Raw genomic sequence first — 24884 nt, 5'->3', positions numbered from 1 at the left:
CATGCCCGTTTCATCCCGGATAGAAATCATGGCCCCGGCGGGGTCGTTTGAATCCCTGGCCGCCGCGTTGCAGGGCGGGGCGGACTCCGTGTACTTCGGCGTAGGAAAGCTCAATATGCGCTCCCGCGCCACGGCAAACTTTTCAGAGGAAGACCTGCCGGAAATCGTCGCGCGCTGTCATGAGGCGGGGGCTAAGGCCTACCTGACGCTCAACATCATCGTGTACGATGATGAGCTGGAGGCGGTGCATTCCCTGTGCCGCGCCGCCCGGAAGGCCGGAGTGGACGCCGTCATTGCCTCCGATCTGGCGGTGATCACTTATGCCCGTTCCATCGGGCTGGAAGTCCACATGTCCGTGCAGGCCAACGTCTGCAACATGGCTTCCGTCAGATTCTATGCTCAATACGCGGATGTGGTGGTGCTGGCCCGGGAACTCACCCTGGCGCAAATCAGGCACATCATTGAATCTATCCGGAAGGAGGACGTGAGAGGCCCCTCCGGAGAACTGCTCCGGGTGGAAATCTTTGCCCACGGGGCGCTGTGCGTGGCCGTGTCCGGCAAATGCCACATGAGCCTGGCGGCCTACAACTCCTCCGCCAACCGGGGCGCCTGCTTCCAGAACTGCCGCCGCGCCTACCGCGTGACGGATGAGGAAACGGGCAATGAACTGGTGATAGACAACAAATACGTGATGTCCCCCCGGGACTTGTGCACCGTTCCGGTGCTGGACCAGATACTGGATGCCGGAGTCTCCGTGCTGAAGCTGGAAGGGCGCGGGCGTTCCTCAGACTATGTCCGGACGGTCACCTCCGTGTACCGGGAAGCCGCGCAGGCGTGCCTGGACGGCTCCTTCTGCGCGGACGGAGCGGCTGCGTGGATGGAACGGCTGGAATCCGTATTCAACCGGGGCTTCTGGCAGGGAGGGTATTACCTGGGTGTAAAATGGGGGGAATGGAGCGGGTCCTCCAACAGCCGCGCCTCCCTGCTGAAAATCCACATCGGCAAGGTGGACAACTTTTATAAAAAGAACGGCGTGGCGGCCCTTTACCTGGAAGCAGGCGGCTTGTCCGTGGGGCAGACCATCCTCATGGCGGGCCCCACCACGGGTGCCGTCCGCGTGGAAGTGGAATCCATGCAGCGGGAGACGGCGGCCGGAATGGAACCCGTGGAAACCGCGCAAAAGGGGGAAACCGTCTATCTGGCGGTTCCGGAACAGGTGCGCCGCCGGGACAAGGTGTACCTGCTGCGCCCCCGCACGCTGGAAGACGCCTGAACTTTTAATTCCGCAGAAATGTAAAAACAAGACCGCCGGAGAGAGGGAAAACGGCGGTTCCCTCTTTCTCCGGCGTTTGTTTTTCCCGGATAGCGGGAACAAACGGAGGAACGTTGCTCATTCCCCCGTTCCCTGTCCGGCAGGGGTTGGCCGGGCATCCTGCTTCAGCAGGGGGAGCTGGCTGAGCATGTTTTTAATCTTGATCGCCAGGCGCGGCATCGGTTCCGCTACCGTAAGGCCCGCCACGTCGTAGCGGGCGGCGATGTCGTTAATCACCCGGACCACCTCGCTGGTCTTCATTCCTCCCGGTTCTACGCCCACCCCCGCGATGATTTCCGCCGGGTCCAGAACGTCCAGGTCAAAGTGGATGAGAACCTTGGAAACGCCCCTCTCTTTCAGCCAGTTCATCACAGCGTCGCTGTTATCGGCCAATTCCGCGGGAGACAGGCTTTTGATGTTCAGGCTCTTTTGCCGCTCCTTCGTCCCTCCGTCCTTTTCCCAGGCGCGCAATCCTGCAATCAGGACGTTGGAGGCGTCCACTTTCCCCGGCAGAAGCTTCATGATCTCTTCATCCCCCATCCCCATGCAGGCCGTCAGCGCCATGGCGTGGTAACCCTTGTATTCATCGTTCGGAAGATTGATGTCGGGATGGGCGTCAATCCAGACCACGGCCACATCATCGGGATATTTTCCGGCCAGGTAAGTGAAGGGAACAACGCTGACGGAGCATTCCCCGCCCAGCGTCACGATCTTGTCCGGATTGGTTTCACGCAGCTTCTCAAGCGCCGCTCTGGTCTGGGTCAGAATGGCGCTCCGGTCGCTGATGCCTTTCTCCACTTTCCTTTCTCCAATATCCAGGGAAACGGGGACTTCAACGGCCTTTTGGGCGCTTTCGGGCGCCAGCATCCGGAGAAGCTGCGCTCCCAGGTAATACCCCCGGGAAGCGTCTTCCGCGGGCAGGTCCGGCATCCAGTGGCTTACCACGCCCCCCTGCCATTGGGGATAAATCAGGCGAATCGTGTTGGTTTGATCTTTCATGTGCTGGTGGTTTGGTGAGGTTTTCTTCCGCCGGGGCAAAGGATATCTCCGGCAATACGGTGACTGACCATAAAATATGTTTTATGCTGCTGTGAGATGTTGGGAAGGGCGGAACCCATTTATATGAAATTAGACCATTTCCGTCTTTCTGCAATACGGATAAATTATTCGTATGCCGGCAAATTGATCAATGCATGCCTTCCGGCACCTTTATTCCAGCTTTCGCTCCTCCATTGAACGCCGCGGAGTTGTACGGCGTAACGGCAGTTTATCCAGGAAACGCTGAAAGATGTTCCCGGAATTGATGAAGCGAGAGGAAGAAATTCCTGTTTCCTCCCATCTGCCATGTACGAGAAAAAATTGCCCTTTGATAATTGGGTGTGGAATCAGAATAGCCGCGGAGATGATCGGCGGCAAATGAAAGCGCTGCATCATCTCTGAACTGGCGGAAGGCCCGAAGCGCTCAAGCGAGCTTCACCGCCTGTTCCAGGAAGACAATTGCCCTTGGAGCTGGAATGGCCTGGATTTCCCGTATTCTATGGCTGTGGAAGGAAAGAAGCCGCTGCCGAACCATCAAAAACGGATATTCCCGTGAAGGAATATCCGTCGTGAGCTTTTCCGGAGAAAACATTTACTCCTGCGGCCTTCTGCGGCGGAGCGCCAGCAGGGCCAGCCCCGCCAGGCTGAGGGAGGCCGCGGCGGGTTCCGGCACGCTGAGGGCCGCAATCTGTTCCGCGCTCAGTACGCCCTGATAGAGCCGGACATTGGAAAACTCCGCCGTCTGGTTGTTGCTGTCATTCATCGGGCGGCCTCCCAGCGTGAATGTATCCAGCTTTTCATTGGTCCGGTTGGCGGCGGCCAGCGTCGCTGTGGCGATCGCTTCCCCGTTCAGGTACAGGGTGAGCGTGGACGTTCCCGTTTGGGCCGTGCCGTCATTGGTTCCGGCATCCACGGTAACGATGAAGGTCTGTTCCGCGCCCTGCGCCACGGTTCCGGCCATGGAGGTAAGACCGGAAAGGCCGTAGCCTTCAGGGGCGAAGCCCCATCCCGCATTCTCTCCCTTGGTATAATTGACTTTCAGGTTCCAGCTATTGGACTCGCCCAGACCGAACAGCACGGGCCAGTTGGAGGCGCTGTCCCCGTTCAGTTCCGCTTTAACCACAAAACTGAAACTGTTGCACATGGAAAGGGTGGAGGAACTGTCCGTGATGGTCAGGCGGGAACCGTTGGAATGGTAAGCATCGTTTGTCACGGAGCCGCCCCCGAAGGAAGGGGAGAGACTCTCATAGGGCGCGCCGCCGGTTCCCGTAACCACGATATTCCCTGCATTCGGAGAACTGGAAGTTCCGGTGAAGGTCATGTCCCATACGAGCGTTCCGGCGGCGTGAGCCGTAGCAAAAGCTCCAAGCAGGATGATGCAGGAGGAAAGCAATAAAGTCTTCTTCATGAAATGGAGATTGGTTTGATTCCGGATGTCCTGCTTTTTTTTGCAGGACAAGGGACATTCTGCGGATTACCAATCCGGTACGCACTGAAAGCGGTACGTGAATTCTTTCACCCACGTGAACGCCGCAGGGCCCTGCGGCGTCTGAAACGGACATAAACGTCAGGACGTGCCGGCTTTCAGGGAAAAGAGTTCGCTGACGTTCCCCTTGATCTTGGGCAACCACGGGCCCGCGGCTTTTCCTGCATGGTCCGGACCTTTCCGGAAGACTTCCGGCTATAAAGGAAAAGCTTCCCATAATACAACGCTGCACGGCACACGCTCCTGGTTCTTAAAATTCATGCTTGACTTCCGGATTGGTAATCCGGAGAGGGCGGCTTATTTATTCATTATCTGTCGTTTGGGAGAAAATTTTTTAGAAAGGGATATTCTAGTTGAATGAAAAAGAATTTCTTCTGCGTACTAGTGTAAAACTGTACGCCATGTTTGACTCATGTTCCATCCTGCGCCTTCTCTCATGCGGCTGTGCCGTGCTGGGAGCCGGAATACTCCATGCCTCCGGGCTGCAGCCCTGGCTGCGGGAATTGTCCGGAATTCCGTTTCCGGCCTCCGCAGAAGGAAAGAATCAATGGATGCAGGACCTGTGGACGCGGACGGCGGAGCAGGTGTCTTCCCTTTCCGATCCGGCTGCCGCGGATGACTGCGGAGACGCCATGGCGCTGCTGGCCCCCGTATTCCAGGCATGGCCGGACGGGCAGAAGGCCGGGGCCGCACTGGCGGAAATCCTTTCCGTTCCGGTGGAGCGGGTGGGGGCCGTTTCCTCCTGGGATGACTTGGCGAAGCATGAGGAAGCCATTCTGGAAAAAGTCAGTTTCCTCAGGCTGAAGAAGCTGGCGGCTTATTATGACGCGGCCGCCATCCGCCGCGCGGTGAACCGCAACCGGGAAAAATACGGGGAACGGTACCCCGGCGCGGACGGCTTCCTGGCCCGGCTGGATGAATGGGAAAAGGAGCTGGGGCCGCTGGACCGGTGGGTGCAGCAGGCCGGCCCGGAGCAGGCTGCCCAGTTGCGCGAGCTGGTGGAATTGCGGAAAAAGGCTCTTATTGAATCCCTGCCGGAACAGGACTCCCTGAGGGAATGGGTGAGCGTGCGGCGTTTCAACCCTTCCGGGAAAAGCTCCTTCAACCATGACCGTCCGGCCAACTGGCAGGGCATTTCCAGCATGCCGGGGCCGGGCCGCATGTACCGCAGCGGCATCGTGAAATTTGACGGAGCCTCCTCTTCTCCCGCGGCGCGGCTGCTGGCGGACGACCGCTGGATGGGGCATCTGGAAGTGGACTTTTCCGGGGAAAGGCTCATGTTCACCGGCAACCACTTCGGCAAAAAGGAAAACAGGCCCTGGGACGTCTTTGAACTGGACCTGAAAACCGGAGAAATGGAATCCCTTACCGCCCACATGCCCGCGGATACGGACAGCTACAACTCCTGCTACCTGCCGGACGGCCGCATCATCTTCATCAACACCTCCGGCATGCAGGGCGTGCCCTGCGTCACCGGGGTGGACTACGTGGGGAACATCCACCTTTACGACCGCGAGAAGAAGACGACCCGGCGGCTCACCTTTGACCAGGACAACAACTGGTTCCCCACCATGCTCCCGGACGGACGCGTGCTGTTCCTGCGCTGGGAGTACACGGAAAGCGCCCACTACTTCAGCCGCGTGCTGATGCACATGAACCCCGACGGCAGCGACCAGAAGGAATATTACGGCTCCAACTCCTACTGGCCCAACAGCCTGTTCAACGCCCGCCCCCTTCCCGGCAGGCCGGGCAGGTTTGCGGGCATTGTCAGCGGGCACCATGGAGTCAAGCGGCTGGGGGAACTGGTCATCTTTGACGTGAACCGGGGGCGCACCGCCACGGAGGGCGCGGTGCAGAAAATTCCCGGGTATGGAAAGCCCGTGGAAAACGTGACCAGGGACCAGTTGGTGGAGGGATTGAAGACTCCCTATTTTGCGGAACCGTACCCGCTGAATGAGGAAACCTTCCTGGCCGTCTCCTCCCCTTCCGGCAACCAGGGCGTGACCAATGTGGTCTGGTGTGACGTGTATGACAACATCATTCCTCTCACGGCTTCCTCCTATTTCATTTATGCGGACCCCACGCCGCTGAAGCCGCGCAAAAAGCCGCCCGTGCTGCATGACCGCGTGAAGCCGGAGAGCAAAACGGCCACGGTTTATATCTCCGACGTGTACCGGGGGCGCGCCATGGCCGGAGTGCCGAAGGGGGAGGCAAAATTCCTGCGCGTGTTCATGTCCGAATACAGCCCGCGCAACACCGGAAGCCATTATGCCATGGGCATGGAAAGCAACTGGGACCTGAAGGTGCTGTACGGCACCGTTCCCGTGAATCCGGACGGTTCCGCCATCTTCACGGCTCCCGCCAGCCAGCCGCTGACCCTCCAGGTGCTGGACGGGGAAGGGCGCGCCTTGGCGCTGATGCGGAGCTGGTTCACGGCCATGCCGGGGGAAACGCTCAGCTGCATAGGCTGCCATGAACGGCAGAACTCCGCGCCGCCCGCCAAGGCGGTCATGGCTTCCCGCCAAAAGCCTGCCGCCATTGTTCCGTGGTACGGTCCGGCGCGCACCTTCTCCTTCATGAATGAGGTGCAGCCCGTGCTGGACCGCCACTGCATCCACTGCCACACCGCGGGGGACAAGGCCCGTGAAGGAATACCGGATTTCATGACGTTGGAGGCCGTCAAGGGGGCGCCGGCTCCCGGTTCCGTCGCGTACTGGAACCTGCACCCCTACGTGCGCCGCAACGGACCGGAAGGGAACTACCTGGGGCTGTCTCCCACGGAGTTTTTCGCGGATACGTCGGAACTATACCAGCTCCTCAAAAAAGGCCATCACGGCGTGGAGATGCCGCAGGAAGACTGGAACCGCCTGGTCACGTGGATGGACATGAACGCCCCCTATCTGGGAGAATGGCCGGGAGAACGCAATGAAGGATTGCTGAAACGCCGCTATGACCTGCACAGGCAATTTTCCGGAGCGGAACGGAATTACGTGACCATGAAGGACTCCCTGTTCCGGAGGCACGTCAGCGGCGTCCTCCCTGGCGGAGGCAGGCCCGTCCCCCGCGCCAGTGAAAAAAGAGTGTCCGTTCCGGAGCCTCGGAATGAAACGCTGGCCGTGGATTTGGGGGATGGCGTAAGCATGAAATTCCGCCGCATTCCCGCGGGAAAATTCAGGATGGGGAACGAACGGGAAACCCCGGCGGAAAGTCCCGCCTCCACGGTGGAGATTGAAAAACCGTTCTGGATGGGAGAGGCGGAAGTGACGCTGGAGCAGTACCGCCGCTTTGACCCGGACTACCTCAACGGATGGTACGACATGCACTACAAGGACCAGGTGAGGCCCGGCTACGACATGGACGCCGACCCGCGATTCCCGGTCATCCGGGTGCCGTGGACCAGGGCCATGGAATTCTGCCGCTGGCTTTCCGCGAAAACCGGGAAAAAGGTGACGCTGCCCACGGAAGCGCAGTGGGAATACGCGGCCAGGGGCGGAGCGGAGACGGACTTCTTCTTCGGAGAACGGGATGCGAACTTCTCCGCGTACGCCAACCTGGGGGACGTGACGCTGAAGGAGCTGGCCGTCTCCGGCGTGGACCCCAAGCCGATTAAGAATCCCAACCGTTTCTGGGACTTCGTGCCGCGGGATGAAAAATACAATGACGGGAAGCTTCACCTGGCGCCCGTCAAGAGCTACAGGCCGAATGCCTACGGATTGTACGACATGATCGGCAATGCTGCGGAATGGACCCGTTCCGAGTACAGGCCCTACCCGTGGAATGGAAAGGACGGGCGCAATGAAAGCCTGGACTCACGCGTTCCCCGTGCCGTGCGCGGCGGTTCCTGGTATGACCGCCCCCGGCGGGCTACGTCCTCATGGCGGTGGGGGTATCCCGGCTGGCGCCCCGTGCACAACGTGGGGTTCCGCGTGATGATAGAAGACTGACTCTGAAATTGCCATGAAACTGACCAAAACGCTCCGCGCCTCCGCGGCTGCCCTCTGCTGTCTGCTGGCCTCCGCCTCATGCAGGCAGGGACCGGATGCCTTTACAGGCCCTGCAGCCCCGGTGGACGTGAAAGTTTTTAATCATCTGGTTGCCGTGCTGGGGCATGAAAGCCGGACTCTGGAACTGGTGGACCCCGCTTCCGGGGAAAAAGTGAAAAGCATCCGGCTGGGCCAGCCGCCCAACGGCATGGCGCTTGACGGAGCGACCGCCTATGTGGCGGAAGGGGGGCCGTGCGGCGTGGTGGAAGTGGTGGACCTGGAAAGCGGAGCGTTGAAAGGCTCCTTTCCGGCGGGGCACACGCCCATGCCTCCCGTATTGCACGGTGGGAAATTGTATGTAGCCTGCCGGTTTGATTCCAAAGTAGTGGAAATGGACGCCGCGACCGGAAAAGTGCTGAACTCCTGGAATGTTCCCCGTGAACCGGTGGCGCTGGCCGTCTCCCCGGACGGCAGGAAGATATGGGCTGCCGGCCATTTGCCCGCCGGGACGGCGGACGGGGATTTCACGGCTGCTGCGCTGACGCTGGTGGAAGACGGGAAAACGGCCCACTTCCCGCTCTCCAACGGGACGCAGGGCGTGCGCGGCATGGCGATGAGCCCGGATGGCCGCTACCTGGCCGTGGCGCACGTGCTGAGCCGCTACCAGGTGCCCACCACCCAGCTGGACCGCGGCTGGATGAACACGAATGCCGTGACCATTATTGACACGGAACAGCCGGACAAGCCGCATCCCGTCCTGCTGGACGATCCGGACGCGGGGGCGGCCAATCCCTGGGGCGTCGCCTTTTCCGGAGATGGCGGAAAGTTGTTCGTGACGCACGCGGGAACGCATGAACTGTCCGTGATTGATTTTCCCGCCTTGCTGGACCGCATGAAGCGGGAAGACCGGGAAAACGAGCCCGTTTCCGAAAGGCTCGGCTTCCTGCACGGTCTCCGTACCCGGGTTCCGCTGCCCCTGAATGGTCCGCGCGCCCTGTCTTCTGACGGGGAAAACGTTTATGTGGCCGGATACTTCTCGGACTCGCTGGCGCAAGTCCCCCTCCAGGCAGACGCCCGGCCCCGGAAAATCGCCCTGAATGAAGGATTCCAGACCTCACGGGAAAAACTGGGGGAACAATACTTTAACGACGCCTCCCATTGCTTCCAGGGCTGGCAGAGCTGCGCCACCTGCCACCCGGACGGACGGGTGGACGGGCTGAACTGGGACCTGCTGAATGACGGCATGGGCAACCCGAAGAACACGCGCACCATGTTCCTCTCCCACCGGACAAGCCCGGTAATGACGCTGGGCGTCCGCGCCTCCGCGGAGGTGGCCGTAACGGCGGGCTTCGTGCACATCCAGTTCCTGGAACCCTCCGGAGAACTGGCGGAATGCGTGAATGAATACCTGAAAAACATGAAGGAGGTTCCCAGCCCCTGCCTGATGGCCCACACCCCCTCCAGGCAGCAGACGCGGGAGGCAAGCTGCGCCCAGTGCCATGCTCCCGGCGTGGAACGGGGGGCTTTGTCCGAATCCGCGCGGAGGGGAAAGGAACTGTTCAAAACAGCCGGGTGCGTGCAGTGCCACCCGCACCCGTACTTCACTACCAAGGAACTGGTGGTAACGGGAACGGCCCGTGGGCTGGATGAAGGGAAAAGCATTCTGGTGCCCTCCCTGGTGGAAGTGTGGCGCACCGCTCCCTACCTGCACGACGGCCGGGCGAAGACGATCCGGGAAGCCGTCACGACCCATAATCCCGGAGACATCCGGGGAAAGACGAGTTCCCTGAACAACCGTGAACTGGAAGACCTGGTCAATTACGTGCAGTCCCTGTAATTGGGGCGGGAGGGCATCATGACGGCGGAATCACCTGAAAAAACGGAATGGCGCGGAAAGGGCGGAGCGGAAGAACGCTTCTTCTGCATGACGGCGGAGCCGGGCGCGTGCTTTGAGGCGGAACTGCATTCCCTGATGGACAGGTACCAGGAGCTGGGCGGCGGGGAAGAAGACGAATTCCTGCTGCGCTTCCACGTCAGTGATCCGGTGCGCCAGGCGGAAACGCTCCGCCGTATGGCGGGGGAGCGGAACTCCTATGTCTCCGTGGTGGGGCAGCCCCCGGCGAACGGGGCCCGCGTGGCCCTGGAGGCCTGGCACATCGGCGGCATGCTGGAAAAGAGGAAGGAGGCGGAAGAAGGGGGAACGGTGGTGACGGCGCGGCACCCGCATTACCGGCTGTTTCTGGCAGGCAGGAAGGAGGCTTCCGCTCCGGACAGCTACGGCCAGATGCGGGAGGAATTCCGCTGGCTGGACCGGGTGGCTTCCGCGCAGGGGGCAACCGTGGCGGAACTGGTTCACCGCACCTGGATTTATTGCCGGGACATTGACAATAACTACCGCGGACTGGTGGAAGGCCGCAATGAATGTTTTGACCGTTACGGGTTGACGCCGGAGAGCCACTTCATCGCCAGCACGGGCATTGAAGGCTGTACGGAAACGCCGGGGCGCCTGCTGCACATGGACAGCCTGGGCATTGCGGGGCTGAGGCCGGAGCAGGTCCGTTACATGGAGGCTCCGGACTACCTGTCCCCCACGCACCTGTACCGGGTGGCCTTTGAACGCGGCACACGCATCGTATACGGGGACCGTTCCCATTACTTCCTTTCCGGCACGGCCAGCATTGACGCGCAGGGGAACATTGTCTATCCGGGAGACGTGGCGCGGCAGACGGACCGCACCCTGGAGAATATGAACGCCCTGATGAAGAGAAACGGCGGAAGCCTGTCCGACCTGAAACAGGCCGTAGTGTACCTGCGCGACTGGGCGGACCGGGAGACGGTCCGCCGCCGCCTGATGGATTCCCCGCTGGGCGCCGTGCCGCATTTGCTGCTGAAAGCCCCCGTCTGCCGCCCCGGCTGGCTGGTGGAAATAGACGGCATCGCCGTCAATGGTGCCGGAGACGGGGCTTTTGCCCCGTTGTAAACGGGCTGTTCCGGGAACAGTCGTAAATGGCCGATTTCACTTGTTATCACGTGCACGGAAATGGTACCGTACCCCCGCATGACCTATCGCCTCAATACGGACCGCCTGGTATTTTTTTCCGTTCTGTTGTGGGTGCTGCTGCCTCCGGGCGTTTTTGCCTGGGAAGGGAACCCGCCCAGCCCGGACAATGTGCGGTGGCTGGAGCAATTCTGTTCCAGTTACATGCAGTTCCTCACCATGGGCGGGGTGTTGTGCGTGGTCATTGGCTTTGTATGCGCGGCCCTGATCTGGCTGGTGAACCGCCAGGACTGGGCGCGGAGCCTGAAAATCGGAATCCTGTTTATCATTTCCGTCCTGTGCCTGGTTTTGTACGGCGGCTCCCTCTCCTTTGCCGTGTTCTACCTTCCCCTGGCTCTGATCAACCCCGCCGTGTACTGCTTCAGCGTGAGCAAAACGGAATGACCGGGTGGAAAATGGGCGGAGGCGGATGTGACGGAGCCGGGCAGTAGGGATGCAAGGTTCTAAGATAGGCTATGGCTCTGAGTTGGGATGCAAGATTCCGGGCTGCCGTGTGGCCGCTTTGTTGAGACTGCAGGAGAAAATGGCATTCCCGCCGAATTGTGGAAAATAAATGTTGACTTTTTGTTGTTAAATTATTACCAAGGGAAAACCGATGCTTTTCTGTTTAAAATTTGCTAAGAATGTCATTGCTTGGGGATGTCTGTTTCTGGCAGGTACCTATGCAAGTATTTCCTTGGCTGACGGTGCCGGAAGCCCGGCAAGACCGGGAGAAGAAGGCAATCGTTTTACCGCATGTCCCGCCCCATTTTTGATGGATGCCGCCACGGATGCGCAGGGAAATGTATGGGTGGCTGCGGAAGATGGAGGCGTATGGAAGCTGGAAGCCGGAACTTGGCGTGCCATGCACCGGGAGCCGGGATTTCCCCCCACCATGAATTGCTATGCCATTGCCGAGGACTTGCAGGGCCGGATCTGGGTGGGGACGGACAACCAGGGAGTGGCCGTCTGGAACGGCGAAACATGGAAAACCTACGACCAGCTTTCCGGATTGCTGGGAGAACGCGTGTTTGCCATCCGGGTAAGTCCCGTGACGGGGGTGGTAGCGTTGGCGACCTCCGGTGGTTTGACCCTGTACGATCCGGCCGGAAAAACGTGGAAAGGCATCACCCGGGCGGAAGGACTGCTGGAAGACCAGATTGAGGCGCTGGCCTTTACTCCCGGGGAAGACTTGCATGTGGCCTATCAATGCGGAGGCGTCAGTTCCGCTTCCCGCCGGGACGGCTACGGGAAATGGCGCCATTCCCGGGCCAAATGGTACTGGGACAGGGGGCAGAGGATGAGGCAGCCCGCCGAACGGTGCGGAACCTTCCTGCCCTCCAATTTGTGCAACGCCATTGCCGTTCAGGGGGAGCGTGTGGTGTGGATAGGCACCAACGCGGGGCTGGTGAGAAGCACCAACGGAAAATGCCTGTTCACGAGGGGAAGGGATTTTCAGGAGAAGAACAGGGGATTGTTCGGCGGAATGCCGAAGGACTACCGTCCTGTAGAATCCATGGTTATTGATCCCGTGCCTGATCTTCTGCCGGAAGACTATGTAACGGCTCTGTTTCCTACCCCGGACGGGATATGGGTGGGGTTCCGGCAGCAGGGCGCGGCGCTGTTGGACGCCCGCACCATGAAGATGAAAAAAAGGGCGCTCCATACCCATCCCAACGTGCGTGCCAGATGGGTCCGCGCGTTTGTGGCACTGCCCGGCGGCAGGTTGTACGCGGCTACCAATGGCGGGGGCTTGCTGCCGGTGGGGACGGTGGGGAAAAAGCATTCTGCCGGGACTGTTGGGGCGGGAGGAAAGGAGCATCCGGAACCCATGCCGTATGCAGACGGGGACGAGTGCCGGAGGCTGGAGCGGCAGTTCCGCCAGCCGGATTCTTCCGTTCCCGCTCCAGTAGCGTATTTTTATGAAGACTGGAGCACGCAGGGGGATTGGTGTGAACGGTACGGAATAAATTATGCCATGCTGTGCGCCATGAATGCTCCCATCAGCAATGTTCGCTATCTGTTTACATGGGGCTTTTCTGCGGGAGGATGGATGGGGCCGCACCGGAAAAAAAATGACGATCTGCGGCACTGGGTGCACTGGATCAACAAGCCAGATAACAGGAATGTGCTGTTTTGCCCTACCAGCGGTACGCGAACAGAGGCGGAATGGGACGACCATGGAGAGGTCTATTCCTATTCCTTTGACGGGCCAGATGTGTGGGCTATCGTCCGGGTGCCGGAAGGGAGGCATTTGGCATCCCTGTATTTTTACAACCCCAACGGTAGGGACGACAAGATGGCCGGACACCGTGATTATTTGGTGGAAGCCAGGAAGCTGATTCGCCCCTCCGTTCCTCCAAAAGTGCTGACCCGGAGTATCGCCCTTCGTGAAGTCAACTTGTCGCCGGATTCCGTGGAAAAGGAATTGATCAGGCAGTTAAAATCTCCAGTGCTGGCGAGGTGCCGGGTAAAGGATTTTTCCGGTAGCGGTGTGTACAAGACCTTTCTATTGAATGGTGCCGGATGTTATGGCTTCCGCGTGGTGCGGAACCACTCCATGAATACGATTCTGAATGGTGTGTTCCTGACGGGACTGGACCCGGTTGCTCGGAAAAACCGTACTCCACTTACGGCTTACGGATCAAGATTTCCTCAACCTCCTGTTGTTTCTCATCTCTCCCTGAAAGATATTCCCGAAGAATCCCTGTCTCTGTGGTCCGCCTGCCAGTCTTGGAACCAGGGAGGGAACAAATGGATGTACCATTGGAAACGTTGTGCGTTCCGTGCTTACACGGCTTTGTTGCACTGTCCGGACAAACAGAATGATTTGAGGTCGGTCTGGCGGTGGCGGTTGGGGTATTGGACTCCGGAGGACCGGGAACGCTCTGCCCGGATGTTGGAGGATGCCTGGGCTTCCAATCAGGAAGACTTTGCTCCATATCGTTCGCGGGATTGGACGCCATACAGCCCTAACGTGATTCCCTTTTCCGTGGAGGAATGCAAGAACATGACCTCCGCGGGATTGGACTGGAAAGCGTTCAGGAATATGGAACCGACTCATCCCACAGTAATGAAAGCAAAAAAAATCATTCGGAAATATATAAAAGAAAATAAGGAATAAGAAAAATGAAGGCTTTTTTATATGACATTTTATGTTTGTTGGCTGCATGTCTCCTTATCGTCACTGCTGAAGCCTCTTCCGAATTTGTCAACGGAAGTGAAATCAAGGTAGTGACCAAGGAAAACCGTGCCATGGAGGGTAAAAAGGAACTGGTTGTGTTCCGGAAGGGGGCTGCGGATGGAAAACCCGCTGTTGAAGAAGTCAAATTGAAAATCACCAATGAATTTAAACCTCAGCCGCGGGAAGAGTACAAACTAAGCGATCCTATTTACAAATGGGATGGCAAGGAAGGGAATTTGACTGATGATGGCAAGGAAGAGGAGGAAGTGACATTTACTACTACTGAGAAATCATGGGGCAAGGAATTCAAGATCAAGGGGTCCATCGAATATAAGGATATTCCTTTGGATCCTAAAAATAAGGAGGAACTGGTCAATCAGAAAGGACTAGCCAAGGCCGACATCAAGGCTGTTTCTCCGGTAGTCAAGGTCAAGTCCGTGACGTTCCGGCATGACAAGGAAAATTCATCTCTTCCGGTAGCGGAGGATGCGAAGGGGAAGCTGATTTCCACCCCGGAATATCAGGCGGATGGGGGCGATAAGGAAACTGCCATTCTTTATGCATCGGAAAGCACTCCGGTGATTCAGGTCTGTTTTGACGTCAAACCCGCTAACCTTAAGATGGAGGATGTCAAGATCAAGGGGGAAGTGGGGAAGGGAAAAGAAAGCATTCTCAAAGCCCTTACTATGGAAAAAGCGGATAACCAGAACTTTGATGCTAATAGTAAAATTCCATTCAAGGCTGCCAAGCTGGACAAGAAAGTGGCTTTGGGAGGGGTTTCCCACGAGTTCGAGATCACGTATAAGGATGTGCAGTTGATTAATAAACCAGATTATTCGGTGGAGAAAGCATACGTGGTGTTAAAAAAACCGGTGGGAAGTTGGACGAAGAAGACTCCTTGGAAAAAGGTATTGCAATTTTTTATTGAGGAATGCAATACGAAAGGCATTGATAACGATCATGATATCATTTGTAAAGTAAAGTCGAAAGTTGGATCTAATAAGTATAATGAAGTCGGAGTAGTATATGTTAATGTTAGATATAATAAATATGATATTAATCTTTCAAATTTCTTAAAAGATACAAATCAAAAAACAAATTGTTCTGATGTCGCGACTTTAACTGGTTTATGTTCGAATCTTCATGGAATAGATTTGGAAGTTCGTAAATGTATGCCTTTTCTTAATTGGGAATATCATGCTTATAATAAGCTTGGAGATAAAATTTATGATGCAAGATTTCCTCCAGGTGACGGAACGAAAAATGAAGAACAATTTTATAATCAAGTGGGAATTGATGAAAAAGGCAAAGGAGAAAAAGGCCATTATGTTCAATTGAGTGAAGTTGATATAAATAATAATTCTATTGGGGAGCCATTTTTTTGGGAAGTTCCATTCAGTTATATTAAAAAACAAACTCCGGCTTCAGCAATGAAAGTGATCAAAGAAGATATACCAGAATACGAAGGAAGAAGAATTAGGGTTGTAGGTACAAAAATAAGAGATGGAGTGGTGGTTCCGGCTAAAGCTAAATTCCTTCTGGAGGATATAAAGATAGAAAATTTGGAAATTAAATAGATGAAAACTGTTGCGATAATATTTCTTTCAGTTATAGGCGTGTTTGTTACATGTGGGCATGAAGCGTTGATAGAATTAACCCCAGGAGCTAAAAAAGAGACAGTTCCCTCGTTTGGCGAGCAGATTGAATGGCTGCTTGATTACGAATACCATTGGAAGGAACTGGAATCTGTTAGGGAATCATTTCATTTCAAAACGCCTGAAGGAGCGTCTGTGGAACGGAAAAATATTGTCGCTTTGAAAGAACCTCTGATGCTGAATGGAAAAATAATGATGAGCCGTTTGAATGGGGAAAGCGATCTTTCCTGGAGCTTGATCGATGAAGAAGGCAATGACTGTGGTGGCGTAGCTCTTTTCTGGACTTCTTCCAGGATTCATCTCCAGCGTCTTCTAATCATCCTGGCCGATTCCTGCCCTCCTGATTCCACAGGTTCTCTAAACGGATTTCATGAAAAATTGGAAGAGAAAGGTTTATGGTGTTTATATCGTTTCGATAGAGAGAAAAAGCTTCAATTTAAATGTTCCATGCAAGGGAATCTCGGGTTGGTTTTTTATTGGAATGAAAATGATGAAAGCAGGAAAAAGTTTGATGAAAAGGATGCGCGGGAACTATTCCGTTTGTTGAGAGGCGAAGGTGAATTCAAGTCGCCGGGAGACAGGTTGCAGGTAGCTTTAACCAAGCGGAATCTGAGGTTAAAAAAACTTGCTATTGAGTTAGAAGAAAAACGGAAAGTTCAGCGTAAAGAAAAGGAAGAAAAGGATAAGAAAGAACACGAAGCGAAGGAACTAGAAAAGTGGAAAAAGGATCCCTGTTACCAGATGCCTCCACTTTGTGAGGAGGTGATGGCCTATGATTCTTCCCGGGCTCCCGTGGAACTGTTGAAGCATGACGAGGTGATGAATGGGGAATTAGTGATTCCCAACGCACATGAAGGCGGAATCACGCTGGATATGGTGAAGAAGTGGGGAGGGGGATCATTTCGAGTGGAAGGCGTGGGGCACTTGCGCAATGGCATGCATGCGGTTTTGACGCCCAGCGGTTCTATAGCTAAAACCATGGAGCAGGGAGCCTGTGTAGAAATTCTGGTGGCGCATGCTCGCAGCCGGAAAGAGGCAATGGAACTATTATTGAAACTGCGTTTTTATGATCCGCGGAACACGGAGAGAGACCCGAAGGATGTAGCGGCGTCCACGGTAATAAAGCCGGGGAAGGTAGGTGATTTCGACTTGGGGTGTGGCCCAGTATTGGGAGCTGACGGAGCGCTGGTGAAAGGCAGTGAACAATCTGCCGTGTATTTTCTGAGGGGGTACACGGCTGTCATGGTGTTGTCCACCGATCCCGGCTACCCGGTGCTGGGGATGGCTCGGAAGCTGGATGCCGCTCTGCAAGGGCAGGGAATCAGAAGTAGGAATCAATCTGATTGAGCTTTTATCTTGCGGTGTGTTTTTCTGTATGACCGGAAGCGGCCAGCAGGGTGTAGACGCTTGTTTCTTGGAGGAGTGGGTTTTACTTCTCTTTGTCGTCTCCGATACGTAGGAATGGCCTGGAGTTATTTCTCGTAACAGAATGGGCATCGAGAGGGATAAATCCTTCTTCCTCATTTTTTGTCTGTCTCAGTGTAGGGCCGCACAGCGTCAGAATGGTTGCAGCAGATCGCCCCGTCTCCATGCCGGTGTCAGAAGAAAGTGAAGGATCAAGGGCATTACCTCCAGGGGGAAGGAGGATAAGACGGAGTACGGCTTGTCTATCAGAGAAGAGGCTTGTTAAAGTTTCTCGCTTCTCTAGAGAGGGCTGGGGATGCGTTCCAGATCGGTATGGCAGCCTTTAGTGCCATAGGGATGTTTTTTCAGAGAATAAGCCACGCGAAGAACAGGATTGATCCGGTAGGACATCCTATTCTCTGCCGTTCTTCTAAAACGGTTGTTTGTCCCGGCCGTGGCGGATGTCCGCGGCTTCCTTCAGGAAGACGACGGTGGCGGCGATTGTTTTGGCAATGTCTCCGATGCGCTCCAGGGAGCGGATGATGAAGAGCAGGTTGACGTTGAGGGAGGGTGTGTTTTCCCTTTCCGGGGAGACCAGCAGGGCCAGCGCCTTGCGGTGGGCCTTGTCCAGCTTTTTGTCTCTCAGGCGTATTTCCCTGGCGGCGTCCGCGTCCTGCGTTTCCAGACACCGGGCCGCGTCCCTGAACTCGGAGACGGCCATGTCCAGCAGGGGGAGCACAATGTCCGGACAGAGGGATTCCCGGTGCCTGATGGATGCCTTGGCGTGCCTGGCGATGCCCGTGACTTCCTCCATGCATTCCTGAAGCTTGTCCCCGCAGCGGGAGAAGGTGAGCACCAGCCGCAGGTCGGACCCCAGGGGATGGAACTGGGTGAGCACGGCGGCGCAGAGGGTGAGGACCTGGCGGGTTTCCTCGTTGAGCGGTTCCCCGTCCGCAATGATGCCGTTGGCTCCGTCGCTGTCCGGACCGGAGATGACCCGTTCCAGGACGTCCATGTGTTTCAGCAGGCTGCCGCAGATGGCATTGACGCGGGTGCGGATGGCGTTCAGGGCGGCGTCATAGTGGGGGAGGATGTGATTGCCGGAGGATGTCATGAGGCGAATGGCGTGGGAGGTGGGCTTTTTAGCTGAAACGGCCCGTGATGTAGGCTTCCGTTTCTTTTTCCGCGGGATTGGTGAAGATTTGGGACGTTTCCCCGTATTCCACCAGCCGCCCCATGTACATGAAGGCGGTGCGGTCCGCGATGCGCGTGGCCTGCTGCATGTTATGGGTGACGATGACGATGGTGAGGTCTTTTTTCAGGTCTTCCATCAGGTCTTCTATTTTCAGCGTGGCGATGGGGTCCAGGGCGGCGCAGGGCTCGTCCATCAGCAGGATCTGGGGGCGGTTGGCAATGGCGCGGGCGATGCACAGGCGCTGCTGCTGGCCGCCGGAGAGTCCGTAGGCGCTTTCGTGCAGCTTGTCCTTTACTTCATCCCACAGGGCGGCGCCTTTCAGGCTGCGCTCCACGGTTTCATCCAGTTCCGCGCGCCTGTTGCGTCCCGCCACGCGGAGGGGGAAGACGATGTTTTCATAAATGCTTTTAGGGAAGGGGTTGTATTTCTGGAAGACCATGCCCACGCGCTTGCGCAGGGAGATGACTTCCACGCGCGGGTCGTACAGGCTGGCGCCGTCAATGCGGATGTCCCCCCGGTGGCGCACGTCCGGGACCAGGTCGTTCATGCGGTTGATGTTGCGGAGCAGGGTGGATTTTCCACAGCCGGAGGGGCCGATGAGGGCGGTCACCCGGTTGGTTTCAAAGGTCATGCCGATGTTGAAGAGAACCTGCTTGTCTCCGTAAAAGAAGGAGAAGTCTTCCACTTCAATGATGGGGTCGTCGTCTGCGGCGTCTGGTTCAGTCATGGGTGGTGAAGGAGGATAGGGTGTTAGAAGCTGGAGGCCGCGTATTTTTTGCGCAGGCGGTTGCGGATGAGGATGGCCGTGAGGTTCATGACCACCACCAGCAGGATGAGCAGCAGCGTGGTGGCGAAGACCATGGGCTGGGCGGCGTCCGAGTCCGGAGACTGGAACCCCACGTCATAGATATGGAAGCCCAGGTGCATGAATTTGCGCTCCAGGTGGATGAAGGGACCTTCCCCGTCAATGGGCAGGGAGGGGGCCAGCTTGACCACGCCCGTGACCATGAGGGGGGCCACTTCCCCGGCGCCGCGGGCCATGGCCAGAATAAGGCCGGTCATGACGCCCGGCAGGGCGCTGGGCAGGATGATGCGCTTGATCATCTGCCATTTGGAGGCACCGCAGGCCAGGGCCGCCTCCCGCAGCCCGCGGGGGACGGCGGAGAGGGCTTCCTCCGTGGAGACGATGACGACGGGGAGCGTCATCAGGGCCAGCGTGAGGGAGGCCCACAGGATGCCGGAGGTGCCGAAGGTTGGCGTGTTGTCCACGGCCAGTTTTTTCCAGTAGAAGAGTTCGTCAATCGTTCCGCCCAGGTAGTAGACGAAGAAGCCCAGGCCAAAGACGCCGAAGACGATGGAGGGCACGCCGGCGAGGTTGTTCACGCAGATGCGGACGGCCTGCACCAGGGTCCCCTGCCTGGCGTATTCCCGCAGGTAGATGGCGCCGATGACCCCCACCGGCGTGACCAGCGCGCTCATGAGCAGGGTCATGATGAAGGTGCCGAAGATGGCGGGGAAGATGCCGCCTTCCGTATTGGCCTCCCGCGGGTCGTCCATGACGAAGTGGTACAGGCTGTGGAGGAAAACGCCGCATTTGCCGAAGAAGCCCAGGTCGTTAGGCTGGTAGCCGTAGACTATTTTATCCATGCTGATTTCCTTCTTCTCCCCGTCTCCCAGGGCGTACGCGAGCGTGTCCCGGCCCTGTTGTTCCCTCAGTCTGCCCGCTTCCGCCGTGTACCGGGCGTATTCCGCGTTGAGCTGTTCCACCCTGGCGCGGAGCCGGTCCAGTTCTCCCGCCGGATCGTCCATGTCCGTGAGGATGGGGTTTTCCCTGGGCATGGCCGTGCGCCGTCCGTTTTCTTCCCGGATGTCGTAGGACCGTTCAACGGCCTTGATGTCCAGCCTGGTGTCCGCCAGCCGGGTGTTGACGGCTCCGATGTCTTTGATGTCAATGCTCTTGATGTCGTCCCGCAGTTCCATTTCCCGGTCCAGTGCACGGCGGAAGGCCGCCATGAATTCCGGGGAGGAGGCCGGAATGGTTTTTCCGGAGGCCAGCTTGAGTTCCAGCGGTTTGACCAGGGCTTTTCCTCCTTCCATGCGTTCCAGGCACAGGAGCCCCCTGGGTGTGGAGGAGGCGGTGACGTTGTGCGCGTCCACATAGCGGTAGGATTGTCCGTAGGTTTCCTTGCTTCCGGTGAAGAGCTGGTATTCCCGCACATCCCTGGCCGTGGAACCGGGCACCGCGGGGTCTGCCGGCATGTGGCGCGTCTGGTCTTTCGTGATGCCGGCGTACAGGACCAGCGGTTTTTCTCCTTGTGAAGCGGGAGCAATCGTCAGTTCATGGATGGTTTTGGGCCAGAAAGCCTCTAGGCCGTTGAAGACGATGATGCCCAGCAGGCCGAAGATCATGATGAGGCCCAGAGAGAGCCCGATGGAGGTGAGCCAGATGTTGACTTCCCCCAGGGGGCGTTTGGGAGCGGGCGGGAGGCTGAAGTCCTGTTTCATGGAAGATGAATGGATGAGGGAGAGAGGAGGGCCTCACACGACGTTGAAGCGTTTGCGGAGCCGCTGGCGTACGACTTCCGCCAGGGTGTTCAGGAGGAACGTCATGGAGAAGAGGATGAGGCCGCCCAGGAAGAGGACGCGGTAGTGGGTGGAGTCCTGCGCCGCTTCCGGCAGTTCCGTGGCGATGTTGGCGGAGAGGGTGCGCATGCCGTTGAAGATGTTCCAGTCCATGATGGGGGTGTTGCCCGTGGCCATCAGCACGATCATGGTTTCCCCCACCGCGCGGCCCAGGCCGATCATCAGGGCGGAGAAGATGCCCGCGGAGGCTACCGGGAGCACGACGGTGCGGACCATCTGCCAGCGGCTGGCCCCCAGGGCCTCCGAGGCGGCGATAAGGGACGGGGGAACGTTGCTCAGCGCGTCCTCGGAGATGGTGAAGATGACGGGGATGACGGCAAAGCCCATGATGAACCCCACCACCAGGGAGTTGCGCTGTTCATAGGGCATGCCGAAGCCGTTGCGCCACAGGTCCGCAAAGCCGGCGGCCTGGAAGTCCCCCGCGCCCCACAGGCTCATGACGCCGCGGCAGAGGCTGATGAAGGGCTGTTCCAGCCAGTAGCCCAGGTATTCCCAGCAGAACCAGGCGCAGAGCAGGATGACGGGGGTCATGACGATGTATTCCACGCCGCGGCTGAACTTGTTGCGCCAGGCCGCGGGCCGCGTGGTCCAGAACCACGCGATGAGGGCCGCCATGCCGGGGATGAGGACGGCCATGCAGAGCAGGGCGGGCACCTTGTCTTCCATTCTGGGGGCCAGGTAGAGGGCGCCGAAGAAGCCCAGCACCACGGAGGGCAGGGAGGCCATGATTTCCATGACGGGTTTCACCACCCGCTTGACGGCGGGGGCCATGAAGTGGGCCGTGTAAATGGCGGCCATGACCGCTACCGGAATGGCGAAGACGAGGGCGTAGAGGGTGCCTTTCAGCGTGCCGAAGACCAGGGGCATCAGGGAGAGCTTGGATTCATAGTCGTCCGTGCCGCCCACGGATTGCCACAGCCATTTGGGAGAATCATACCCTTCATACCAGATTTTCCCGGCCAGGGCTTTGGCTCCCGCTTCCGGATGCTTGTCTTCCATGGAGAGAAAGTGGACCTTTCCCCCGGCGTCCACGGCAACGGCGGAGTTGAATTCCGTGTTGGCCGCCAGCTGGACCGGGGTGAATTTCAGCGGGCCGCTGGTCCAGCGGATGTCCGCCGTGGTTCCGTAGCAGAGCCGGAGTTCGCCAGGGGTGGAGATGAGGAAGGAACGGTTGATGCCGGAAGCGGCGTAATGCTGCACGGGGCCGTTCAGGGGGGAGAATTGCCTGGTCTGCCCGAAGAGGCGTACGGCCGTGCCGTCCGGGCGGGGGTGGGGGTACAGGCTGAAGATTTTAAGGCTTCCCTTGCCGCCGCCTATCACCAGGGACATGTTTCCAAAGAGCCAGTTGACGGAAGTCATCTTTTCTCCATTTCCCAGCGGTGACGGAATGGTTTGCCGCTTGATCCACGTTTCCCCGTCTTCATCATAGGAAAAATAGAGGAGTTTGTCCGTGTCCGTAACGATGACGAGGCTGTCCCCGGAGGCGCCGGGCAGCATGGCGGCGGGGCGCCCTTCAAGCTGGTCCGTCAGGTCATGGAAGCCGGAAGGGGCCAGCTCCCCTTCATGGAGCAGGGAGCGGGATTCTTCCAGCGTCATCAGCAGGAGGCGCGGGCCCTGTTCCGTCTCCGCGGTCGCGGTGAAGACTTTACGTTCCCCCGCGTCCGCATAGGCTATGGCGGATATTCTGCCGGGAACGGCACCGCTTTCCGTCAGGGGATAGAGCAGGCCGGTTTCCGTTCCGGCCTTGTCTGGGCCGTGCGCGTTCGCCTGGCCGTGGATGTTGAGTCCGGAATGGACGGAGATGAGGCCCGCCTTGCCGGATTCCGTGGCGATGGCGTAGGCCGTCAGGGATGAATCATAGGAATGGGCGCAGACGGTTTCCCCGTCCGGCAGGGTGACGGGAGCGGGATTCAGGCTCCCGGAGGTTTTGTCCAGAAAGAAGACGTTTTTGCCGTTGTCATAAACAAAGGGGAGCGTGCCGGAAGGGTCCAGGCCCCAGGTCCCCCGGACCGGAGCGGACGGCGCGAGGTGCTGCCGTTCTTCCACGTCCGCGCTCTGGAAGAGGGGAATGGTGACGGCCAGCAGGAAAAAGAGGATGCCGAAAACGGCTACAATGACGGTAAAGCCCCCGCCGATGATGGTTTTAGTCATGATGCGGTCAAACCACAGCGTGGTTTTTGCCACCTGGAAGCGTTCCGGAACGGGCTTGGGCTTTCTGGGCGGCGCAGGAGAAGGGGCATTGGCGCTCATGACGGCAGGCGGTGGAGAGGGGAGTTGGGGGCAGGACTCCGGCGGGAAGGCCGCAGTCCTGCCCCGGCATGTGTTGATGGAGCAGGGAAGGGGCGTTTATTCAATGCTCTTGAGGACATCCGCGCTGACCTTGGCGGGAATCGGGTAATAGCCGTCCTTGGTCACGATTTCCTGGCCGTCCCTGGAGACGATGAACTTGATGAACTCCCTGGTCAGGGTGTCCAGGGGTTCGCCCGGCTTCTTGTTGACGTAAATCAGCAGGTAGCGGGAAAGCGGGTATTTGCCGCTGATGCAGTTGTCATAGGAGGGCTGCACGGCCTCCTGGCCGCCTTTTTCCGCCAGGGAGAGGGTTTTTACGCCGGAGGTGACGTATCCGATGCCGGAGTAGCCGATTCCCTGTTCGTCGGAGCTGATGCCCTGCACCACGGCGGAGGAACCGGGCTGTTCCTTCACGGAGTTTTTGTAGTCCCCCTTCTTCAGGGCGATTTCCTTCACGAAGCCGTTCGTGCCGGAAGCGCTGTTACGGCCATAAATGGAAATGGCTTTTCCCTTCATGGAGGGGACGCCCGCCTCGCCCCAGTCGGAGATGTTGGAGCCTCCGCGCTTGAAGGTGGAGGAGAAGATGGAATCCACCTGTGACAGGGAGAGGGCCTGGATGGGATTGTTCTTGTTGACGAAGAAGGCCACGGCGTCCAGCGCCACCTTGATTTCCGTCGGCTTGTAGCCGTATTTGGCTTCAAAGGCGGCTATTTCCTCCCGCTTCATCTGGCGGCTCATGGGGGCGAGCTGGGCCGTGCCTGCCGTGAGGGCGGGCGGAGCGGTGGAAGAGCCTTTACCTTCAACGCCGATTTTGACGCTGGGGTACTTTTTGCTGAATCCTTCCGCCCAAAGGGTCATCAGGTTGTTCAGCGTATCGGAACCGACGGCGCTCAGGTTGCCGGAAACGCCGCTGGTGGGCGCATACGGCTTGATGCTGCTGTCAACGGTTACTTTCTCGGCGGCCATGCTCAGGGAGCTGAGAGCGGCTGCGATGGTCAGGATGGTGGCGACAAATTTCATGGCGTCTTTTTTGTTGTGTTGCGTCTTCCGTTTCCCGGACAGTGGAGCCGTTCATGCCGGAAGACGGGGAAGTGATACCCTCCCGCCCCCATGGTGAGGAAGTGAATCCTGGTTAAGAAATCGTCACAAACTGCAAGGATGTGGTTGTGGGGGCTGTCTCTGGGGAGGATAGGGGAGATAGGGTTTATGAGGGTGATAGGGAAGGCCCCCATTACCCCTATAAACCCTCTAATCCTTATAAACCCTATCTTGCTTTCCCTCCCCGGAGCACAAAAAGAGCCGCTCCCCGTGGATGGGAAGCGGCGCTGACCGGGAAGAAGAAAAAACTCTCTCTCTTTTATTACACCTCCTCGGGAGACAGCCACCGGAAGGACACGATGTTGAACTTCCTCCCGAACGCCTTGTTCACCGCGCTCAGCTCCGTCTCCTCCAGGGCTCCGCTCTTCATGTTGATCTTCTTGACCGGTGTTTCCGGGCTGTTGACCGGGTCCACGTAGTTGATCCCCCTCTGCACCACCGCCTCGCACCACGCACGCGACAGCACCACCCCCTCGCGGCTGGTCAGCTCCCCGTAGGCCCGGATCGTAAACGTATCGTCACGCGTCGTCAGAATGTTGCCTAGTACTGCCAGCACGTCG

16 protein-coding genes and 1 pseudogene are annotated in these 24884 nt (G+C 58.0%); 9 read left to right on the top strand and 8 right to left on the bottom strand.

Annotation, left to right across the window (positions count from 1 at the left end; all coding sequences use genetic code 11):
* Window position 1: 1 nt before the first annotated feature.
* Entirely contained in the window at window positions 2-1273 is a 1272-nt protein-coding gene (locus HHJ06_RS11265) for a U32 family peptidase (RefSeq protein ID WP_215429871.1), read from the top strand.
* 117 nt (window positions 1274-1390) lie between these two features.
* On the opposite strand, the gene HHJ06_RS11260 is transcribed toward HHJ06_RS11265, so the two are convergent.
* Window positions 1391-2311, bottom strand: a complete 921-nt coding sequence (locus HHJ06_RS11260; protein ID WP_215429869.1) for an arginase family protein — start codon at window positions 2309-2311, stop codon at window positions 1391-1393.
* Between the two features lie 345 nt (window positions 2312-2656).
* Here HHJ06_RS11260 and HHJ06_RS11960 point away from each other — a divergent pair.
* Window positions 2657-2804, top strand: a pseudogene (locus HHJ06_RS11960) (winged helix-turn-helix transcriptional regulator); the annotation flags it as partial.
* A gap of 138 nt (window positions 2805-2942) precedes the next feature.
* Here HHJ06_RS11960 and HHJ06_RS11255 read toward each other — a convergent pair.
* A complete protein-coding gene (locus tag HHJ06_RS11255) occupies window positions 2943-3758 on the bottom strand; it encodes a LamG-like jellyroll fold domain-containing protein (protein ID WP_215429867.1) in 816 nt (271 codons plus the stop codon).
* A gap of 479 nt (window positions 3759-4237) precedes the next feature.
* On the opposite strand from HHJ06_RS11255, the gene HHJ06_RS11250 reads away from it, so the two are divergent.
* From HHJ06_RS11250 to HHJ06_RS11220, 7 genes are all read left to right on the top strand, one after another.
* Window positions 4238-7780 (top strand): SUMF1/EgtB/PvdO family nonheme iron enzyme, encoded by a 3543-nt coding sequence (locus HHJ06_RS11250; RefSeq protein WP_215429865.1) that lies wholly within the window; start codon window positions 4238-4240, stop codon window positions 7778-7780.
* A 13-nt stretch (window positions 7781-7793) separates the two neighbouring features.
* The gene (locus tag HHJ06_RS11245; protein ID WP_215429856.1) at window positions 7794-9656 is read left to right on the top strand and encodes a c-type cytochrome; all 1863 of its coding nucleotides are present in this window, start codon (window positions 7794-7796) and stop codon (window positions 9654-9656) included.
* A gap of 18 nt (window positions 9657-9674) precedes the next feature.
* Complete coding sequence (locus HHJ06_RS11240) at window positions 9675-10799, top strand: Rid family hydrolase (RefSeq protein ID WP_215429854.1); 1125 nt, start codon at window positions 9675-9677, stop codon at window positions 10797-10799.
* A 78-nt stretch (window positions 10800-10877) separates the two neighbouring features.
* On the top strand, window positions 10878-11261 hold the full coding sequence (locus HHJ06_RS11235; protein WP_215429852.1) for a hypothetical protein: 384 nt from the start codon (window positions 10878-10880) through the stop codon (window positions 11259-11261).
* Between the two features lie 370 nt (window positions 11262-11631).
* Complete coding sequence (locus tag HHJ06_RS11230) at window positions 11632-13980, top strand: ligand-binding sensor domain-containing protein (protein ID WP_215429850.1); 2349 nt, start codon at window positions 11632-11634, stop codon at window positions 13978-13980.
* Window positions 13981-13985: 5 nt separating this feature from the next.
* A complete protein-coding gene (locus tag HHJ06_RS11225) occupies window positions 13986-15617 on the top strand; it encodes a hypothetical protein (protein ID WP_215429847.1) in 1632 nt (543 codons plus the stop codon).
* Window positions 15618-17042 carry a hypothetical protein gene (locus HHJ06_RS11220; protein ID WP_215429845.1) on the top strand — a complete coding sequence of 475 codons (1425 nt, stop codon included), beginning with the start codon at window positions 15618-15620 and terminating at the stop codon, window positions 17040-17042.
* Between the two features lie 487 nt (window positions 17043-17529).
* On the opposite strand, the gene HHJ06_RS11215 is transcribed toward HHJ06_RS11220, so the two are convergent.
* The 6 genes from HHJ06_RS11215 to HHJ06_RS11190 all read right to left on the bottom strand — a co-directional run.
* Window positions 17530-18213: a phosphate signaling complex PhoU family protein gene (locus tag HHJ06_RS11215; RefSeq protein ID WP_215429843.1), complete on the bottom strand. Its 684-nt coding sequence runs from the start codon at window positions 18211-18213 to the stop codon at window positions 17530-17532.
* 28 nt (window positions 18214-18241) lie between these two features.
* A complete protein-coding gene (gene pstB, locus HHJ06_RS11210; protein WP_215429841.1) occupies window positions 18242-19021 on the bottom strand; it encodes a phosphate ABC transporter ATP-binding protein PstB in 780 nt (259 codons plus the stop codon).
* A gap of 23 nt (window positions 19022-19044) precedes the next feature.
* Window positions 19045-20799 (bottom strand): phosphate ABC transporter permease PstA, encoded by a 1755-nt coding sequence (gene pstA, locus HHJ06_RS11205; protein ID WP_215429839.1) that lies wholly within the window; start codon window positions 20797-20799, stop codon window positions 19045-19047.
* A gap of 33 nt (window positions 20800-20832) precedes the next feature.
* Window positions 20833-23187 (bottom strand): ABC transporter permease subunit, encoded by a 2355-nt coding sequence (locus HHJ06_RS11200; RefSeq protein WP_215429837.1) that lies wholly within the window; start codon window positions 23185-23187, stop codon window positions 20833-20835.
* A 96-nt stretch (window positions 23188-23283) separates the two neighbouring features.
* A complete protein-coding gene (locus HHJ06_RS11195) occupies window positions 23284-24246 on the bottom strand; it encodes a PstS family phosphate ABC transporter substrate-binding protein (protein ID WP_215429835.1) in 963 nt (320 codons plus the stop codon).
* 340 nt (window positions 24247-24586) lie between these two features.
* A partial coding sequence (locus tag HHJ06_RS11190; RefSeq protein ID WP_215429834.1) for a hypothetical protein occupies window positions 24587-24884 on the bottom strand: 298 nt, incomplete at its 5' end.

The sequence above is a fragment of the Akkermansia muciniphila genome (genome assembly GCF_018709685.1).
GTDB classification, from domain to species: Bacteria; Verrucomicrobiota; Verrucomicrobiia; order Verrucomicrobiales; family Akkermansiaceae; genus Akkermansia; species Akkermansia muciniphila_E.
The sequence above is the reverse complement of the archived record's forward strand: the minus strand, read 5'-3'. Positions and strand labels throughout refer to the sequence as shown.

Bases quoted from the DNA above. Each gene is read 5' to 3' on its own strand.
- HHJ06_RS11265 (WP_215429871.1), top strand. From the start codon at position 2: ATGCCCGTTTCATCCCGGATAGAAATCATGGCCCCGGCGGGGTCGTTT.
- HHJ06_RS11255 (WP_215429867.1), bottom strand. From the start codon at position 3,758: ATGAAGAAGACTTTATTGCTTTCCTCCTGCATCATCCTGCTTGGAGCT.
- HHJ06_RS11230 (WP_215429850.1), top strand. From the start codon at position 11,632: ATGGATGCCGCCACGGATGCGCAGGGAAATGTATGGGTGGCTGCGGAA.
- HHJ06_RS11200 (WP_215429837.1), bottom strand. From the start codon at position 23,187: ATGAGCGCCAATGCCCCTTCTCCTGCGCCGCCCAGAAAGCCCAAGCCC.
- HHJ06_RS11220 (WP_215429845.1), top strand. From the start codon at position 15,618: ATGAAAACTGTTGCGATAATATTTCTTTCAGTTATAGGCGTGTTTGTT.
- HHJ06_RS11260 (WP_215429869.1), bottom strand. From the start codon at position 2,311: ATGAAAGATCAAACCAACACGATTCGCCTGATTTATCCCCAATGGCAG.
- pstA (WP_215429839.1), bottom strand. From the start codon at position 20,799: ATGAAACAGGACTTCAGCCTCCCGCCCGCTCCCAAACGCCCCCTGGGG.
- HHJ06_RS11215 (WP_215429843.1), bottom strand. From the start codon at position 18,213: ATGACATCCTCCGGCAATCACATCCTCCCCCACTATGACGCCGCCCTG.
- HHJ06_RS11225 (WP_215429847.1), top strand. From the start codon at position 13,986: ATGAAGGCTTTTTTATATGACATTTTATGTTTGTTGGCTGCATGTCTC.
- HHJ06_RS11250 (WP_215429865.1), top strand. From the start codon at position 4,238: ATGTTTGACTCATGTTCCATCCTGCGCCTTCTCTCATGCGGCTGTGCC.
- pstB (WP_215429841.1), bottom strand. From the start codon at position 19,021: ATGACTGAACCAGACGCCGCAGACGACGACCCCATCATTGAAGTGGAA.
- HHJ06_RS11235 (WP_215429852.1), top strand. From the start codon at position 10,878: ATGACCTATCGCCTCAATACGGACCGCCTGGTATTTTTTTCCGTTCTG.
- HHJ06_RS11240 (WP_215429854.1), top strand. From the start codon at position 9,675: ATGACGGCGGAATCACCTGAAAAAACGGAATGGCGCGGAAAGGGCGGA.
- HHJ06_RS11195 (WP_215429835.1), bottom strand. From the start codon at position 24,246: ATGAAATTTGTCGCCACCATCCTGACCATCGCAGCCGCTCTCAGCTCC.
- HHJ06_RS11245 (WP_215429856.1), top strand. From the start codon at position 7,794: ATGAAACTGACCAAAACGCTCCGCGCCTCCGCGGCTGCCCTCTGCTGT.